This is a genomic window from Stenotrophomonas sp. PI_27 (assembly GCF_027854495.1).
In the GTDB taxonomy this organism is placed as follows: Bacteria; Pseudomonadota; Gammaproteobacteria; order Xanthomonadales; family Xanthomonadaceae; genus Stenotrophomonas; species Stenotrophomonas pavanii.
Genome location: NZ_JAJNOF010000018.1, coordinates 42,466 through 57,688, shown reverse-complemented (window position 1 = coordinate 57,688; position 15,223 = coordinate 42,466). Strand labels below are relative to the sequence as shown.

15 protein-coding genes and 1 pseudogene are annotated in these 15,223 nt (G+C 61.0%); 5 read left to right on the top strand and 11 right to left on the bottom strand.

The genetic code is table 11. The annotated features are described in order from the left end of the window. Positions 1-254: 254 nt before the first annotated feature. Positions 255-611 (top strand): annotated as a pseudogene (locus LRM18_RS18620) (tyrosine-type recombinase/integrase); the annotation flags it as partial. A gap of 495 nt (positions 612-1,106) precedes the next feature. On the opposite strand, the gene LRM18_RS18615 reads toward LRM18_RS18620, so the two are convergent. The 5 genes from LRM18_RS18615 to LRM18_RS18595 all read right to left on the bottom strand — a co-directional run bounded on the left by LRM18_RS18615 (position 1,107) and on the right by LRM18_RS18595 (position 5,852). After that, positions 1,107-1,958 carry an HNH endonuclease gene (locus LRM18_RS18615; protein ID WP_270955251.1) on the bottom strand — a complete coding sequence of 284 codons (852 nt, stop codon included), beginning with the start codon at positions 1,956-1,958 and terminating at the stop codon, positions 1,107-1,109. A gap of 3 nt (positions 1,959-1,961) precedes the next feature. Further along, positions 1,962-3,638, bottom strand: coding sequence for an AAA family ATPase (locus LRM18_RS18610; protein ID WP_270955250.1), 1,677 nt, complete (start codon positions 3,636-3,638; stop codon positions 1,962-1,964). Positions 3,639-3,880: 242 nt separating this feature from the next. Beyond that, positions 3,881-4,372: a hypothetical protein gene (locus tag LRM18_RS18605; protein WP_270955249.1), complete on the bottom strand. Its 492-nt coding sequence runs from the start codon at positions 4,370-4,372 to the stop codon at positions 3,881-3,883. A gap of 308 nt (positions 4,373-4,680) precedes the next feature. Beyond that, a complete protein-coding gene (locus tag LRM18_RS18600) occupies positions 4,681-5,010 on the bottom strand; it encodes a hypothetical protein (RefSeq protein WP_270955248.1) in 330 nt (109 codons plus the stop codon). Between the two features lie 239 nt (positions 5,011-5,249). Continuing rightward, complete coding sequence (locus LRM18_RS18595) at positions 5,250-5,852, bottom strand: DUF998 domain-containing protein (RefSeq protein WP_270955247.1); 603 nt, start codon at positions 5,850-5,852, stop codon at positions 5,250-5,252. A gap of 254 nt (positions 5,853-6,106) precedes the next feature. Between LRM18_RS18595 and LRM18_RS18590 the strand changes: the two genes are divergently transcribed. The 3 genes from LRM18_RS18590 to LRM18_RS18580 all read left to right on the top strand — a co-directional run bounded on the left by LRM18_RS18590 (position 6,107) and on the right by LRM18_RS18580 (position 8,377). Further along, the gene (locus LRM18_RS18590; protein WP_270955246.1) at positions 6,107-6,967 is read left to right on the top strand and encodes an OST-HTH/LOTUS domain-containing protein; all 861 of its coding nucleotides are present in this window, start codon (positions 6,107-6,109) and stop codon (positions 6,965-6,967) included. Between the two features lie 474 nt (positions 6,968-7,441). Then, a complete protein-coding gene (locus tag LRM18_RS18585) occupies positions 7,442-7,798 on the top strand; it encodes a hypothetical protein (protein ID WP_100450727.1) in 357 nt (118 codons plus the stop codon). Between the two features lie 48 nt (positions 7,799-7,846). Continuing rightward, positions 7,847-8,377, top strand: coding sequence for a cold-shock protein (locus LRM18_RS18580; protein WP_270955245.1), 531 nt, complete (start codon positions 7,847-7,849; stop codon positions 8,375-8,377). 52 nt (positions 8,378-8,429) lie between these two features. On the opposite strand, the gene LRM18_RS18575 is transcribed toward LRM18_RS18580, so the two are convergent. The 5 genes from LRM18_RS18575 to LRM18_RS18555 form a co-directional block, all read right to left on the bottom strand. After that, positions 8,430-8,987 (bottom strand): hypothetical protein, encoded by a 558-nt coding sequence (locus tag LRM18_RS18575; protein WP_270955244.1) that lies wholly within the window; start codon positions 8,985-8,987, stop codon positions 8,430-8,432. An 84-nt stretch (positions 8,988-9,071) separates the two neighbouring features. Further along, positions 9,072-9,458 carry an Imm10 family immunity protein gene (locus tag LRM18_RS18570; protein ID WP_270955243.1) on the bottom strand — a complete coding sequence of 129 codons (387 nt, stop codon included), beginning with the start codon at positions 9,456-9,458 and terminating at the stop codon, positions 9,072-9,074. Between the two features lie 76 nt (positions 9,459-9,534). Continuing rightward, complete coding sequence (locus LRM18_RS18565; RefSeq protein WP_064239421.1) at positions 9,535-10,149, bottom strand: hypothetical protein; 615 nt, start codon at positions 10,147-10,149, stop codon at positions 9,535-9,537. Positions 10,150-10,198: 49 nt separating this feature from the next. Next, positions 10,199-10,645 (bottom strand): hypothetical protein, encoded by a 447-nt coding sequence (locus LRM18_RS18560; protein ID WP_149901745.1) that lies wholly within the window; start codon positions 10,643-10,645, stop codon positions 10,199-10,201. Positions 10,646-10,866: 221 nt separating this feature from the next. Then, positions 10,867-12,378, bottom strand: coding sequence for a serine hydrolase (locus LRM18_RS18555; RefSeq protein WP_270955242.1), 1,512 nt, complete (start codon positions 12,376-12,378; stop codon positions 10,867-10,869). Positions 12,379-13,190: 812 nt separating this feature from the next. On the opposite strand from LRM18_RS18555, the gene LRM18_RS18550 reads away from it, so the two are divergent. Next, entirely contained in the window at positions 13,191-14,696 is a 1,506-nt protein-coding gene (locus LRM18_RS18550) for a YifB family Mg chelatase-like AAA ATPase (protein ID WP_270955241.1), read from the top strand. 25 nt (positions 14,697-14,721) lie between these two features. On the opposite strand, the gene LRM18_RS18545 is transcribed toward LRM18_RS18550, so the two are convergent. Then, positions 14,722-15,156 carry an NUDIX domain-containing protein gene (locus tag LRM18_RS18545; protein WP_270955240.1) on the bottom strand — a complete coding sequence of 145 codons (435 nt, stop codon included), beginning with the start codon at positions 15,154-15,156 and terminating at the stop codon, positions 14,722-14,724. Between the last annotated feature and the right edge of the window lie 67 nt (positions 15,157-15,223).

Below are 15,223 nucleotides of genomic sequence, written 5' to 3'. Positions count from 1 at the left end.
TTTGCATTTCTGCCCGACGGCTTCGCGCTGGGCGAAGGGCCGATTTTGGCACACCACTGCCGAACGGCTGCTTAGGGTCGCATCACGCCCAGCTTCTCGAGCTAGGCGAACGCTGGCCAATCCTTCTTCTGTTCAACCTAGCGATTGATTCGAAGCTACGCGCCTGCGATCTGGTTAAGCTTCGGGTATCTGACGTCTCGCATGGCGGCCAGGTAGCACCCCGCGCAATCGTGATGTAACAAAAGACGGGGCAGCCTGTTCAGTTCGAGATCACCCAATCGACTCGCGAGGCCATTCAGGCTTGGATCGCCCATGCCAATCTCAAGGCCTCGGATTTCCTATTCCTCAGCAGCGTGGCGGAATCGCCCCGCCTGTCGACGAGGCAGCACGCCCGGATCGTCCATCGCTGGGTGGAAAATGCCGACCTCGAGTCGGGCTCCTACGGCACGCACGTGATGCGCAGGACCGAAGCTTCGTTGATCTACCGACGCACGCGAAACCTTCGGGCCGTTCGGCTCTTGCTTGGGCGCGCGAAGCTGGGGAGCACCGTTCGCTATCTGGGCATAGACGTCGAGGACGCCTTGGAGATCGCCGAGCGGACTGATGTCTGAGCCCGGAAAGCCGGTCCTCGACCTGCAGAATGTCGAGGATCGGCCAAAAGCGGAGACTTGAATTACACCTTCCAGACTTTGCTGCCTACGGGCACGTCAGTCTTATCGAGCCCAGTGAGATGGACGATCAGTTTCTAGCCTTCAGGTCGAAAATGGTCGAGACGAAGCTCCGCTTGTGCTTGCAATCTAGTGCCACCCCGACGCTCGACGATGACGGTAAAAACGGGGTTGCTCTCACCATACGGGGGCGGCAAATCGGGCGCCAGAACCAACCCTCGACCGGCGAGCAAGAAGCAGTCCTCGACACTTAGTAAAAGTTCTATGAGACCTCTCTCGGAATCGTGCGTACGACCGCTTTGCGCCGAAAGGGAACTTTAGTGCTGCGGGCACGCCGCGTCCGACAAAGCGTCCGCTTCCGGCCATAAAGCGGACATCTCGCTCCGGCATGCCTGCGCTAGATCTACACAATGTGCGGGAACGCGGCTTGACCAACCATTACAGCCCAGCTTGAACCCGAACTAGCTCGAAGCCGCCATCGCAAAAATCATCGTTGCCCGCCAATGCTCGATACAGCTTGGCGAGCCAGTGGTTGGGACCTGAGACTTCCTCGAAGTCGACTGCTCCCTCGATCAGCTTCTCCGCGACGCGCTCCGCATTTTCACTAGAACCATAAGCGCGACGAAGCGCGGGATACTGCCCACCCAGATGCTCGAGACCCATCCGCCTGTAACGATCAGCGAGGTCAAGCTCGTTGAAGTGCGCGCGCAGATGCCTGAAGGTTCGGAACGCCATCCCCACAGGTCGCGTCAGTCTGTAGGAGAGGATCAGGGCGTCCGCCTCCATGCGCGCACGCACAGTCAGAAACTCCATATTCGGAATTACATCGTAACAAGGGTGCAGGAACATCCGTACCCTCGTCCCCTCGTCCAGGATGCGATCTCGTTTGCGCGTGTTGCAGACCGCACAGCTCGGAACGAGGTTCTTCGGGAATACTGAGAACTCGGGATACTGCTCCTTCGGCAGATAGTGGTCGAGCGTCGAGGATTCGCTGATCCCGCAGAACGGGCAACGCGCGACGCTGATCCGCTTCAGGAGATTGCCGCGGAGTCTCGCCATCGGCTCGGTCTCCACGGTGAACGCGTGACGCATTGCCTCCTTCTGCGGGTCGGTTAACGCGGCTTCGTCTAGCTCGCCCACCTCAGGGACCGCACTCTCGTAGCCCTGACAGGCGGCCAGCACCTCCGCGCGCGCCGCCTGCATCCGGCTGCGTCGCGGTTGGTGCTTGGCCGCAGCGATCTCATCGAACAAGTTCGTCGCATCGACTGCGAGCATTGGAATCGAGCGCATCCGCTACTCCTCGATCTCATCGCGAATGCTTAGAACGTAGGAGCGTGCTGCGAAGCCGAGCTTCCGACCGAACGCCTCTTCGATGCTCTCAAGCGTGCTCCGACGCGCCAGTGCGCTCAGCGTCTCGTGCCAATCGGCTGAGCCGTCACCAAGATTAAAAACCTCCTGAGTGATGACGCCAATGCTTTCTGCGAAGGTTTCCACACTTGGCGCCACAACGCAGCTCTGGTCAGCTGCTCGCCGCAGCACCTGGACGTATTTCGCGGGAGTCTCCTGCAGGACGACCGGCGAGTGTGTGGCGATAATTGCATAGCCGTCGAACGCCTCCAGGCAGGCTCGCACGCTCTTGAGAAATGCAGCGAGCAGCGGTGGATGGAGGTGCGTTTCGGGTTCATCGATGAGAACTAGGGTGGGCTCCGATCCCGAAATGTGCGCTGTGAGTTCGGTGACAATCTTAAGAACAACCTTGTGACCGCTGCTCAGTCCGCGGAATAGCTCACCCAGCTCCTCGTCGTCGCGATTGGCGTAGAGTTGAGTCAATCCGATGCGCTGGAACGATGGGTCGCGCAGGAGCGGCTTCAATATCTCCAGTAGGTTCCCCATACGGTCGGCTTGGCGGACGCGCTCGAGCGCCGACAGGTACTCTGCCTCGATCTCCGCCGGCGTGCGCAGCCGATAGGCCTGCTCACCGTTTAGCGAGTCATCGTCCGATCGTTCTCGAAGGCCGCAATAGACGTATCCGAATATTTCTCCACGCTCTTGCAGCCTCTCCTTCTCTGCCTCGGTGCGCCCAGGGATGACGAAGGTGTCGAACGCGCTATAGGACACCACGACCACGGTTTTAAACGGTGGCGCAATGCCGACGAACCGACCAGCTGCGTCGTCCAACACGTCTCTTTTGCTGCCATAGCCGTATCCGCTCGCCACGATCGCGAGGTTCGAAAGCAGCCGAGTCTTGCCAGTGCCGTTGTATCCGATCAGAGCGTTGATGCGGTTCGGCAGCCGACCGCGGCGCCGAAAATCGAAGTCGACTGTGAAGGCATTCGACCGCTGCGCCACCTGTGTCTTGAACTTGACTCTAAATCCCGCGTTTCGGCGTTTCGTGGGAAGGGTAGGTGCACGCAGCAATCGGGCGGCGTCACCAATCGTCCGCTCGGCACCGCCAAAACGCAACAATGAAACCCGATACGCCTCGCTATCTTCGATGCTGGCCTTGATCTCGTCGTCGAACGCAACATCTCGAAGACCTATCAAGTACGGTTCGAAGACGTTGCGCCCGAGTTTATAGATTTTTTCATAATAGTCGAGGTCGGCACCTAGCGACGCGTGGCCTTCCGGCAATTTAAAGAAAGGCCGCTTGGGCATTGCGGTGTAGCCACTCGTGCGACCCGCCTCGATGATCTTGATATTGCCGAGAACATGACTCTCTTCGGCCGACACATGCAGTGTGACGTGGAAGGTGGTCTTATAGCCATAATCATCCCAGTTGTCCTGCACGAGCACAGCATGGGGGTAACGATTGGTCGTGGGCGAGTCGCCTGACCTGAACTTGACAACAAACCTCATTCCAATATACCCCTCATGTCGGATTTTACCGTTGAACCAATGGCACAGGTACTTTCGGTCAGCCGCCGCGCGCTTGATCACCAGACACGCGGGAAAAGCATCATGGGCGTCCAATGCTCATCTCAGTGATTCTGTGCCGGGAGTACATGCTCACTGAAACTCAAGTGCCCCGGCCAAGCTTAAGCCAGATACTGACATATTGAACACTTCCTGTCCTGCTCCGAGAACGGACAGCTGCGCGCCACCTGCAGCGTCTGTTGTCGGCCAGAAGCGGACGTCAGGGAACAGAATTATTCTGCGCTCAACCTCGGAGTCAGGTCACGACGTCGAGAGTACTGATGAAGATAATCTACAAGTCACAATGTCTTGCTCCGTTCAACATCTCGATCGTATTTCAGGCCGAGCGCATATGTCTTGGCTAAGTCCCACTTGATGTCGGTCTCGAGCACCCTGAATGAGGGGCCGAAGTACTCCCAAAACACCCACTTCGCCTTTGGCTCCCAGTACTCAGTGATCAAATTGGTGATGCTTTCTTCGTCCCGAAGCCGATTGTGCAGCTCATGTATCAGCCGAAGCGGCGCCTTGTGGAAAACACTCATCTCGACTCGATAGACCTTGATGTCGCACTGAGCTACTCCGGGTTGGCTCATCAAGAATCGCGCCGCAGCTTCGGCGCTATCAGCGGCAAAGACGCAAGTTGAACGCGAGGGGAGTCCAGGTGGTCGCATCCGTTCGAGTTCTGCAACGACGTTCAAGTAGTAGCAAGTTGGCGAACTTGCAGTGATTACGTTACCGGCGACCAAATCGCTGGTAGTTGCGTGAAAGAGAGTCGCGTCGCTGTTTGACATTAGGGCCAACTTGTTTTTTAGCGCCAAATGCTAGTTCAGTCTGGTGGGCATGGGAAGCCGGATGACGTATGGATCCTCTTTGGGTAAAAAGTGGGCGCAGGCACTGCGGCCAGATTCCCACCCAAAACCGAAGACCGCTTTCGGCCAGGAGCGGACATCAATCGCAAGAGTCTTCCTTATCACGGAACACCGGCACGAGAGTATGAGCCCCGTCGGGCCGGTTTGATGCGCGATTCTCAAGCTCGACCCTTGCCACGCTACTGCAGGATGATTGCAGGCTATTGGCCTTGGTCTACTCCAGAAATTCGTCACTCCCGCCTTTCCGCCTGGATATGGATAGACGAAACACCAGAAACCAAGGAATGACTGGACCAAGCATCCAGCTCTTCTGCAATTGAGCCACTCAAGAGCCATCCGCGGCCGGTGCACTGAGCCGAAGCCAGGGCAAGAACCACAAATTCAGGCCACGATTGCGCGGCATGACGGGAGCAGGCACTCACCACGAAGCCACCCTTGTGATAGGGCTCGGCGTGGAGATTGCTGACTTCAAGACCTGCTTGCTCAAACATCCGCGCCGCGAGCTTGAGAGTCGCCTGCTGCGATGTGCAATTGGTGAACAAGCGCCAGTACAACTCCATGAGTCCACAATCTTCCAAAAGGCCCTCTGGGCGCGGTTGCGCTACTTATAGCAGAAGGCGTGCACGACCTTTCCCCTCTTGCCACCCGAGGTGCCTGCATCAAGGAACAGATGGTTGAAGACCGCCCACGATTTGAACAGTGAGCACCCTGGCATGAATCCCGAGAAGATCACCTTGAGCTGGGGCCGGAGAATCGAGAAGTCCTTGGTCGGTCCTCTATGCTCCTGTCGCGCGCCCCATCAATGCACAGGCTGCGCCTTCCGCGCGCTTGAACCCCGCCGCAACAGATACAACGCAACCAGGAACGGCCACAGCGAGTTGATCGACGAGAACAGGCGCTGTGTCAGCCCCCTGAACCCCTCCGGATCCGCTCCCACCACGTTCAACCAGAGATAGACGATGCTCGCGATGCTCACCACAGCGGTCACGGCATACGCCCTTCGGTTGGCAGACCACGCGCTCAGTTCGATGTGCGACATCGCCGGTGCAATGATGTTTGCGATACCAATGGTGTAGAAGCCGTGCATCGGATGGCCCATGGGCCAGAGCCCGTTGGTCAGCATGGAAATGCCAAAGACCAACCAGCAGATTGCACCTACTGCAATCCGGCGACCGGACTCCCGCCATACCCCGATGGAGAACGCCACGAAGCCCATACCGGAGCCGATAGCCGCGATCCTGCCGCAGATGCTTGCAAGCGTTGGCGCCTGCAGCAGCTCGCTGGCGTGCTGCGCAAGCGGGTTGTAGCCCGGCGCGAACAGGGCGGCAACGCTGGTCCAGAACAGGAACCACGGAAGCGGGACCAGACCCGCACAGAGAAGCAGTCGGCTGCGGTGTGACACGTATAGTGGTCCTTGTTTGGCCTGCGCCAGTGGGTGGAATCCGTTCAAACGCCGCAGAACCTTCCTGATCGGGGCAGGGTGGCTCCGGCTGACTACAGAGGTAGTCACCTTCTGCGCGACGCCCTAAGGGGTCAATAGGCAGAAAGTCACTCATGCCCGCAAGCGATGCAGACAACAACCTCATCATTCTGGTCCAGCCTGAGCTTCCACCATCTCTGGCTGTAAAGTCGACGTGTCCCATGCTCAGGTTTGCCATGTCCGCCATCGACCAGAATGACATTGTCGGTGCACAGCACGAAGTGCAACAGCTTCTTGGCCGTTGCATTCTGCGACTTCAGCAGTGCGAGCAACTGATGAAATCCATGCTCGCCTTTCAGAAGTTGTTCGGTACGCCGGAAACACTCCCAATGGCTTTGGACAAGCGCAAAGCAGAGATCAGCGGCAAGACCATGGGGGTGCTGGTAGGTCACCTGACTGCCGAATGCGTGGTCAAAGAGGGCAGCGAAGCCCCTGGCGGCCCATCGGGTTACGACAGCAATTCAAGCTTCGTCGCTCTGCACATGGGGCTAGAGTTTCCAGAGCAATCCCATGCAACGCTGCAAGCCGACCTGCGCGAACTGGTGAACCTCAGGAACGTGCTCGTTCACCACTTCATCGAGCAATACGATATCCAGACTGTCGAAGGATGCCTGAAGGCACAGGCTGCACTCAGCCGTTCCTACGCTCAGATCGACCGCCAGTTTCAACGGCTGCGTGCACTTGCGGCAGATGTTGCGCAGGGAGCGAAAGCCTTTGCGGAGCTGGTTCACTCTCCCCAGTTCCATGAGTTCATGGTCAACGGCATCGCGCCTGATGGGCAGATCCATTGGCCGCTCACAGGTATTGTCAGTGCGCTGAGACAGGCCTTCCGAGAACGGGCGATCGACGGCTGGGTGAGTGTGGACACAGCCGTTCGCTGGGTAGCAGAGCACCACCCGGAACAAACCCCCAAGAAGTACGGCTGTGCCCGATGGCGGCACGTCATTCACGAATCTCGTCAGTTCGAACTGCGCCACTTCGCGCACCACGGCCAGTTCGGGGCTTGGTTCCGCGAGCGGCCAGATTCGACTGGCTAGCCAGGCGCCGCTATTGGTAGTAGCAATACGCTTTCGCCTACCAAGTGCTGTCGCATTTGCCGCTCCCTGCGTCTCTAGCGGAAGGTTCTGACGACTCCGTTCCAGAAGTGCCGCTGCGCCAAGCACGCCAAGGCTCTCGCCGCTTCCGGTGCTATGCGACAATGCCAAAAGCGTCTCGGGTTTTGGCGGCATTGACCCCTACCCGTTGGCATTCCGCACAACAGCAGGTAATCGTTACTGCGCCACCGTGCATCGGTGGTCGGGACTCGAAAACCCGGATTGCTAGACGTAAGTTTGCGCTTGCCAGCCGGCACCACCGCGCGTGGTGCCGGCTGGCAATCCGTCTGCCGGCTATGGCGGGCGGGGCGTGGGGGCCTCGTGCCCGCCGGCTTTGTCTAGCAACCGGTTTTCGAGCCACGCCCTGTCCGCCACCTTTATCGGTGGCGGCTTCTGCCTGCATGCACGGAGCCCGCCATGACCACGCCGCACTCCCCTCCCCCGCGCCCGATCCAGGAAGCGCCGTCACGCGCTCCGAGCCCTGACCCCAACAGCCTCATCGCCATCCTGCACGCCATTGGCGCAGGCGCTGCGGCCGATGGCCAGCCCTGGCCCGAGCGGCATCATCTACGCAGCCGGCAGATGCAGTTGTCCGACGCCGACTGCGCACTCACCGGCCAGCGCATCGTGCAGGAGATCCTGCTGGCGGCCGAGCGCACGCGCCAGAACGGTGAGCCCGAGCAGTACGTCGGCGACCGGGTGATGGAGGGGCTGGTGATGGCCGATCTGGCGCTGACCGCCTTCATCCACGAGCGGATGCGACCCAAGGACTGAGCGCACGCTTATGGCGCGGACCTTTCTGCCTGTGTGCGGGGGCGACGAATGAAGATGCACGGCCTGGCCGCTGCGGTGGTGTGCATCGCAGTGATCGGCGCGATGTGGGTGGAGTGGCCCGAGCCCGCGGGCGATCAGGTGTGGGCCTACCAGAAGCTGCAGCCGGCCGATTACCGCCTGCTGCACAGTGATGCGCGCGGCTTCGTGACCGCGAAGGCCCACGAGGGCTTTGAACTGCACGCGCGCCATGCCGGGGCGACGTCCTTCGAGATCCGCTGCAAGGGCGTGCTGGTGATGGAGGTGGAGAACGCGCCCTCGCGCGTGCTGATCCGCATGCCTGCCGATGCCCACTGGCGGGCACCGGATATCGAACGGCTGCGCATCAGCTTCGAGCGTTGGCTGGATCTGCACCAGAGCCAGGGGCGGTTGCTGGTGGAAAGCGCGGGGCCTTCGTGGGTTGAGGCACGGTTTGGGCGCTTCAATGGGTTGGTGCTGGATGAGCAGCGGTGTCTGCTTGGGGCGCCAGCCCACCGCCAGGCCGCTCCCACCAATTACCTCAGCGCTGAAGTGCCTTCGTAGGCTGAAGCTCACAGTTGCGCTGTGCCTGCACCGCAAGGGGCACGGCAACCGGTCAGGGGCCGAACCCAAGTGCCATTGCAACCACTTTTCCGTCCCGAACGTAGAAGCATATGTTCGATCCGCTTTCCGAGAATCCACAGGTGCGCTCGACCTTGAAGCTGCCCAGCGTTGCCTGCTCTGTGTCCCTCTGACCATACCCGCCTGCTGCGCTGGCGGCCTTGGACGCCGGGTCACCCATGGCAACGCCTTTCAGCTTCACGCCGCGCAAGCTCTCGATTCTGCCCGCAGCAGGTTGCCCCGCGCTGATCGATGAAACGCGGATTTCATCGATGGTTCGGAACTCCGGAGCGACGTCAGGGTTGGAGGTCATCAGCACCTCCAATCGGGTAGTGGGATCCAGGTACCTGCGCCGCATCAGTCCTGCCGCGTCCACGACCATCTCGCCATCACCATAGCGGCGCAGGACATCCCGCTCGCTGTAGACATGCGGGATGAAACTTCCGTCGCGGAAGGCTTTCGATACAAAGTCCACACGTGGACTTCCTGCGGGAAAGCCTGCAGCTGCAGGCAACATACCCAGCGCAATCAAGATGAGTCTGCGTGTCTTCATGACAACTTCGTCCATCCATCTGAAAGAATGATCACAGAGCATTCGTGACTCATGTGCGGATAGCCCACTCGTTCCAGAGGCGCATCACCATTTCAGATCAAGCGGAATGCTCTCCGCGACACAGATTTTCCGCAACGCCGCCTCCAGCTTGCTGCCGTTGTCCAACGTTCTCAGTGTCACTGCAATCCCACCAGTGATCCCAAGCTTCCTCTGTGCACTTTCGGAGAGAGACAGCTCAAGCTCCATGCGCCGCAGAGAGATATGCACCAGACCGCCATAGCAAGGCTCAAGACCTCCACCGACCTCGATATGGGCGTGCGCCATGCCCAACTCTTCGTCCTGGTCGTCATACGCCTTCGCGTTCTGCAATACCACGTAACGAGACGGATTCGTCGAGCTGTCGGCCAAGCCAACTACGATGCAGTAGTCATCTTCCTCTATGGAAACGACTTCGGCCGTGAATCTGTACATCCCCCGGGTACTCCCTATATGTGGAAAACTCAATGTCTACTCCGCCGCTGTCCTGGTGCCGCTCTCAGGTTGCCCGTCACTGACCATCCGACCGATGTTGCAGTCGCTCCAGCCGCCGCATCCGCTTTACTTCCTTGCCTATCACAGGGTCGGATCGCAGCTCGTTCAGCAGCATCTTCGCCCTGGGGCTGCGGGACTTCTTCAGGGCGAGCAGCAGTAGCACCCGCTTGAAGCCAGCGTTGGAATCACTCGCCAGCCTGATGACATCATCAATGACGGTGTCGTCGGCTGCAGCGGACAGGATGCCAGCGGTCAGATAATCGATCTGTGGCGGTAGCGCCAGCGTGTCACTTTCATAAATTTCAACCAGGCATGGCCACCACGTTCGCGCGCCGGGTGTGGCCAGGGCGCGCAGAATTCCCTCGCGCACGCGCTCTGGATACGGGATCAGTGCATGCGCGAGAAGCACACGCAGGGCCGCATCGTTGTCACCCTTCCAGCCCACAAGGTCCCATACGGAATCGACATTCATTCCGGACCCGCGAAGCTCCCGGACCAGTCCGGCCTCCGCTTCCGCGAGGATCCCGGCGGCTTTCATCCGTTGTGCCTCTCTTTCCTGCTCACGCCGTACGAACTCCGGATCGGACATCAGCCTGTCCATCAGCTGTGAGGCGGTGATGCGTTCGCTCATGCGTTGATCTCTCGAAAGAAGTAGCGGCCCAGCGGACGACGCCAGCACATCATTCCCACTGCGTTCTGCACGGATGCGAAGTTTCAATCGCTCTGATCGCTCTTGCGACTTCTTCGCGGGGACTTACTGCTGGCGACAGGACCATTGGGCCGAGATTGGATTCAATGGGCGCCGTTTTGTCCAGCGCATCATGCAGAAGAGGCAGCACTGGACGAGCTCGACACCCCAGCATCGCCAGCATCCTGGAGGCGTAGAACCGGCCCACATCCCCATCCATCTCCAACAGAGAGGCGATCTCTCGCACGCTGGAGAGACTGGCTTCATCAAGCTGTCGTTTCTCGAGACTCGACAGACATTCAAGTAAGGCTCTCATGGCCAAGGCCCTTCGATCCGCGTTCGGCTGTGCTTTCAGCTCGCGAACCGACAGCGCAACACGCCGATTCACATCCATGAGGTCAACATGGGCACCACAGCCCTTTTCTTCGTGGATGGCCAAGGTCGATGCAGAACCAAGCCCTGTCTCATGACCATCACCGTCGTCGCTAATCGCACTGACCGGGCCAACCAGGCCAAGCCCAACAGCGAGGGCAACGCATACAGCGGCGCGTGTGGAACCGCTCCGCATCCGAGAATCGGCCCCGTACCGGATAACACTTAAGATAGATACAGGAACCATTGCCACTCCTCTTATCTCCCCTACTCCATGCCAGCCTTCCATCAGTGAACCTGCGCAGGCGCAACCCGGTTGCCCGACGTACCCCGGAATCGCGTAGGTTGAATCACCTGCGATCGCTCGCTCAGGTCCACAACGACATCGTCACCCGAGAACGTCAGCCGGAACCGGAGCGCGTTGATGTTTCCGATCTCGTTGTAGTCGAAGACAAAGGTGTTGCTGCTCTCCCATCTGCCACCTACTGCTACGGGCAGACCGAAATTTCCATTGCCTGACACGCGCGGAGTGCCATCCAACCCAACCGGCCGGGATGGCTCGTGGCGGCTGTTCAATTCAAGTTGGAGCTGCGCCACCTCTGCACCCGAGAACGTGAGCATCAGCGACTTCGCGCCAAGCGGGTTCTCCGACAGTACGTACCGCTTGCCTGACACCGTGCGTGCCAGTGGCGGCATGAACGATACCGGCGGGGGCGGTCTTGCCGCGTCGCTCACCGCGGCCGCCAACCGTGCCACCGCCGCCGGATTCTCCGGCAAGGGCTGGTCAGACGTGAGCGACGCAAGAATGAAGGCGCCAATATCGCCGGGTCCGAACGTCCCGCCGGTAAACACGACGACGATATTCTTCTCTGGACTTACGCTGATACGTTGGCCACCGCGGCCATTGGCCTCGAACAGCGACGGCTTCCTGTCCGGCTGCAGCCAAAGACCGTACCCGTACTGCTCGTCGCTACCTTCCAGCTGCGCCTGCGGTCGGACCGCAGCACGCATCCATGCTGCCGGGACGAGTTGCCGGCCTTCCCAACGGCCATCGTTCAACCAGAGGTAGCCCAGCTTCGCCATGTCCAGGGGCTCAAGGTGCAGATCGCCCCACCCATACGAAACCCCGTGGCTATCGGCTGGCCAGGCCGCATGGGTGATGCCGAGTGGGCCAAACAACTCGCGACGGGCGAAGTCAAACGCACTCTGGCCCGTCGCCTTGGTGATCGCCGCAGAGAGCAGATGCATGCCGCCGGAGCAGTATTCGAAATGGCTGCCGGGCGCGTCGCGCATCGGCAGGTCCAGCATGAACCGGCTCCAGTCGCTGCTCTGCCTCATCCGCGACAGCGTGATTTCGCCCTGGCTGGCATCGCAGTCCAACCCGGAGGACATCGTCATCAGATGCTCGAGTGTCACTCGCTTCTTCCGTTCGTCCAGATTCGCGATGCCCTGGGCGGCGAAGACCGACGTCAGCGGCTGGTGCAGTTCCAGCGCGTGCTTGCCGATCGCGATGCCCGCCAGCGTGGTGGTGACACTCTTCGTCACCGACGCAACATCGTGGTACTGCCCTTTCTGGAACGGCCAGAAATAGGCATCCACCACCACATAGCCGTTGCGGATGATGGTCAGGCTGTGGATGGGCGTCTGGTGCGCGCGCACGTAGTCGAAGGCGTTGGTCAGTACCTCCGAATCTATCCCTTGCGCTTCCGGGGAGGAGTGGCGCCATTCCTGGGTCGGCCAGTAGGGTTCCTGCGCCGCTGCATCGGGGATGCCTGCGTAGCCGGAGGCCACCACGGACATTACGCACGCAGCAACGAGTCGTATCGAATATCGCACGGGATCTCCTGGGCACTGACGGCGGAGGGCACTGCGTCGCGTTGTGGATCTGCCAGCCGCCGTAGAAGGGCACGGGGCCGGCCAGCGCCGATTCTGCCACGGTAGTGGGGTGAGTCCATGGCGGTGACTGGGCGCCATTCGCCCCGCCTGCGAGCCCATCCGTATTCTTTTGTGTTCGGCCGATGCTCGATCATCAAGGGCGGCGCCAACGTCACGGGCGGTCTGTACTGACCGAAACCGAGCCGTCCTGCCGCATGCGGACGTTTACGTATGCGTCTGGCGGCGGTATCCGGTCGATCGACGCCCCTGCGGGGAGAATGTCCCAACTGGTGATCGGGCCGCAGACTGTCCTATGCACCAAACGGCTGCTATCCAACCCTCGCTTGGCAAGCTCGGCCACAACTACTTCAGGCGGCTGGCGGTCGAAGCCCTTGTAGGCGGTGCACGTCTCTCCCGTCTGGTCAATGGGATACGTTGAACTCTCCACCTCATCCCGGCACCCCGGCAGGCCCATGGCGAGCGAGAGGGCCATCAGTACTCGAATGCACTGCATTTCAGCTCGCTCCTTTCCTTCACTGCCCTGTAGTACGCCTTGTCTGACGCAACACCTGCGAGACCGCCATCGCAGAGCCGCGCTGCACAGATCATTTGCCCTCGATGCGCACGCTGCACCCTTTGCAGGCAGAAATACCCCGAGACGCATTGCCGGCAAACCCCGATAGTCCCACGCAGATTACCTGCCGCATCATCAAGCGCCCCTCCGCAGGAAACCACACATGAGCCTGGCGCTGGTCCACAGCCGTGCCCGCGCCGGGGTCGATGCCCCGCTGGTGCGGGTGGAAGTGCACCTTTCTGGCGGCCTGCCTGCCACCCAGATTGTCGGCCTGGCCGAGACCAGCGTGCGCGAGTCCCGCGAGCGCGTGCGTGCCGCCCTGCTCTGCGCGCGCTTCGACTTTCCGCAGCGGCGCATCACCTTGAACCTCGCGCCCGCCGACTTGCCCAAGGAAGGCGGGCGTTACGACCTGGCCATCGCGCTGGGCATTCTGGCGGCCAGCGGCCAGGTCGATCCGCAATCGCTGCTGCAGTACGAGTTCCTGGGCGAGCTTGGACTGACCGGCGAACTGCGGCCGGTGGCCGGAGCGCTGCCGGCGGCAATTGCGGCGGCAGACGCCGGGCGCATCCTAGTGGTGCCTCCGGGGAACGCCGCAGAGGCAGCTTTGGCCGAGCATGCCGATGTGCGGGTAGCGCGTACGTTGCTGGAGTGCTGTGCCGGGCTGGGCAATCCGCGCCTGCTGCCACCCGTTGAGCGCGTGGACACGACGCCGTTGCCGCTGCCCGATCTGGCCGACGTGCGCGGGCAGGCGCATGCGCGGCGCGCGTTGGAAGTGGCGGCCGCCGGTGGGCACCATCTGTTGTTGATCGGCAGCCCTGGCTGCGGCAAGACGCTGCTGGCCTCGCGCCTGCCCAGCCTGTTGCCGGATACCGAAGAAACCGAGGCACTGCAGCTGGCCGCGATTGCCTCGGTGAGTGGCGAAGGGCTGGACCCAAGACGATGGCGGCAGCGGCCCTTCCGGGCACCGCACCACAGTGCGAGTGCGGCGGCGCTGGTGGGTGGGGGCAACCCACCCTGCCCCGGCGAGATCTCGCTGGCCCATCACGGTGTCCTTTTTCTCGATGAGCTGCCCGAGTGGAACCGAAGTGCGTTGGAAACTCTGCGTGAGCCGCTGGAATCCGGCCACATCCGCATCGCCCGCGCGGCGCGCAGCGTGCAGTATCCCGCGCGATTCCAACTGGTGGCTGCGATGAATCCCTGCCCGTGCGGCTGGGCCGGTGACCGCAGCAACCGCTGCCTGTGCAGCGACGAGCGTATCAACCGTTACCGTGCGCGGGTGTCTGGTCCGTTGCTGGACCGTATCGACCTGCATATCAGTGTGGCGCGCATGGACGCAGTGGAGTTGCGGGAGAGCACGCCGCTGGGGGAGCCCAGTGCTGCGGTACGTGCACGGGTGGAAGCCGCCCATGCCAAGCAGCAGGTGCGTGGCGGGCTCAACGCGCATCTGCCGCCGGCGGCACTGCGGGCCTGTACCCGACTGAGCGAGGCAGATCAGGACATGCTGGAACAGGCCATCGAGCGCTTGCAGCTGTCGGCGCGGGCGATGCACCGGATTCTGCGGGTGGCGCGCACGATTGCCGATCTGGCGGGTTGCGAAACGATCCAGACGGCGCATCTGGCCGAGGCCATTGGCTACCGGCAGTTGGACCGCGGGAAGGCGAGCACGTAATCGCAGCGGGCAGAATCAGGCCGCGTCATGCGGGCACACGTTCAAAAAGATCCGGCAGCCATTCCGGCTTGAACAGGGAAGCAGGCTGTTCTCTCATCTCTTCTACGCGCCACCATTTCCACGCCCTGATCGTGGCATTTTCCTCCTCCGTCCATCCGTCACGCTGGATGTCGGGCTGGTTGGGGCTGCGGACCAGAAAATACACTTCCAGCCATCGCGCGGGCGTTGATCGGGCGACCGCGTAGACGGCATCGCGCTTTTCCAGCCGCACGCCTATCGGCAGATCCAATCCGGTCTCCTCCCTGAGCTCACGCCGTGCGGCGTCCGCATATCCCTCCCCGGGCAGAAGCTCCCCACCCGGCGTAGCCCAGAAGGGAGCGTGGTGTTCATCGTGATACCGGAACAGCAGCACCGCATCCTCAGCAACGATCACAAGGCGTGCAGATCGTCTGATTTCCATCGTTTCCCGTCCTTACCGGCCCGCCCCAGAATAGGCCAAAAGCAGGCGGACCGAGAGAAAGCCATCA